This is a genomic window from Mycobacterium sp. IDUB_19 (assembly GCF_055419445.1).
Genome location: NZ_JBVAXR010000004.1, coordinates 208302 through 210354 on the forward strand (window position 1 = coordinate 208302; position 2053 = coordinate 210354).

Sequence of the window (2053 nt, forward strand, 5' to 3'; positions counted from 1 at the left end):
GCCAGCCACTGGGGCTGCAGCATGTGCCAGTCTTCGGGGTGGGCGGCGATGTTGGTGGCGAATTGGTCGGCCAGCGCCTGAGTGATGGTTTTGACGTCCCCGCTGGAGCAGTCCAGCGGCGGGAATATCTCGACGGGCCAGCCGTCGCCCTCGTTCCAGCAATGCGCGGGCAGCAGGGCCGCCCCGGTTTCGATCGCGAGCTTCGCCGGCCCGGCCGGCATCCGGGTGGGTTCGCCGAAGAATTCGACTTCAACACCGCTGCGGGTCAGATCGCGCTCGGCCATCAGGCACACCGCCCGGTTGGCCCGCAGCCGCTCGCACAACACCTCGAAGGGCGGTCGTTCGCCGCCGGAGTGCGGCAGCACTTCAAAGCCGAGGCTTTCGCGGTATGCGATGAAACGCCGGTACAGCGACTCGGGTTCGAGTCGCTCCGCGACCGTGGTGAAGGTGCCATACGTCTGGGCCAGCCAGACCCCGGCCGTGTCCCAGTTGCCGCTGTGCGGCAGCGCCATGACAACTCCACGGCCTTCGGCCAAGGCCGCGTCGATATTGCCCGCCCCCTGGAACGTCTCATCGACCTGACGGGCCAGCGCGTGGTGGTCCATCGTCGGCAGCCTGAACGCCTCTCGCCAGTAGCGGCCGTAAGACGCCAGGGAGGCCCGCATCAGGCTGTCCGGTACCTGCGCCGGCGGCACACCGATGACCCGGGCCAGGTTCTTGCGCAGCTGGTCCGGCCCGCCGTTGCGGGCGGCGTAGCGCGCTCCGGTCTCGAATACACTGCGCGCGGCGAACTCTGGCACCGCGCGCACCGCCATCCAGCCGGTCGCGTACACCCAGTCGGCCGCCGTCCGGGCCAACAGGTTGCGTGGCGCCGTAAGCGCCTTCAGGCTCGCCGGTGTGGAGATCACGACTCGCTCGTTTCCCTGCTTGCCGGACTTGGCGGTAACGGTTCATTGGCCCCGGGCGACGTCCGCACCCGGTGCAACCGCTGCGCGCAGGTGACCAGGCTCGCCACCGCCAGCACCCACATCGCCACCGGCAGTGCCGGCGGCCATGCTACGAACGGAAAGTCCGAAACGCCAGCGCCGGTCAGCACGATGATCAGCCGTTCCGGCCGTTCGATGATGCCGCCGTCGCCGCGCAGCCCGCTGGCCTCGGCCCGGGCCTTGATGTAGGAGATCACCTGCGAGGTGACCAGGCAGATCAGCGTCGCCACCGCGAGCGGCTTGTCGTGCAGGCCGAAGACAATCCACCACAGCAGCCCGCAGAACACCGCACCGTCGCTGATGCGGTCGCAGGAGGCGTCCAGCGTCGCGCCGAAGCGGGTGCCGCCGCCCCTTTCCCGGGCCATCGCCCCGTCGAGCATGTCGAAGAGCGCGAAAAACCAGACCACACACCCGCCGGCGAACAGCTTGCCCATCGGGAAGAGGGTCAACGCCCCTGCCACCGAGGCGATCGTGCCCAGGATGGTGACGCCGTCCGGGGTCAAACCGACCCGCAGGGCTGCCCTGGCGAGCGGACTACTGAGCCGTGCGAACGCAGCCCGGGACAGAAAGGGCGCCTTGCTCATGAGCGCCGCTTCTCGTCATCGCTGCGCTCTGCATCGTCGCCGGCGCGACTCATTGCTTGTTTCGCCCATTCGGTGGCCAGCAACTCGCGCGTCTCGCGCAGCAACTGCGGGATCACCTTGGCGCCGCCGACGATGGTGATGAAGTTCGCGTCGCCACCCCACCGCGGCACCACGTGCACATGCAGGTGCTCGGCCAGTGACCCGCCCGCCGACGTCCCCAGATTCAGCCCGACGTTGAATCCGTGCGGGCGCGAGACGTTCTTGATGACGCGAATCGCCTTCTGGATGAACGCCATTAACTCCGCGCTCTCGGCATCGGTCAGGTCTTCGATTTCGGACAACCGCCGGTAGGGCACCACCATCAAATGCCCGGGGTTGTACGGGTAGAGGTTGAGCACGGCATAGACGAGTTCTCCGCGGGCGACCACCAGACCGTCCTCGTCGGGCAGTTGCGGAATGTCGCTGAACGGCTCCTCGGTTTTG

3 protein-coding genes are annotated in these 2053 nt (G+C 67.9%); all 3 read right to left on the reverse strand.

The window, feature by feature from the left end:
* On the reverse strand, positions 1 to 908 hold a 908-nt coding region (locus tag ACZY0B_RS06025), incomplete at its 3' end, for a phosphatidylinositol mannoside acyltransferase (protein ID WP_463763114.1).
* Positions 905 to 1570, reverse strand: a complete 666-nt coding sequence (pgsA, locus tag ACZY0B_RS06030) for a phosphatidylinositol phosphate synthase (RefSeq protein WP_463763115.1) — start codon at positions 1568 to 1570, stop codon at positions 905 to 907. The genes pgsA and ACZY0B_RS06025, both read right to left, overlap by 4 nt.
* Positions 1567 to 2053 (reverse strand): HIT family protein (locus ACZY0B_RS06035; RefSeq protein WP_463763116.1); only part of this gene is annotated, 487 nt, incomplete at its 5' end. The genes pgsA and ACZY0B_RS06035, both read right to left, overlap by 4 nt.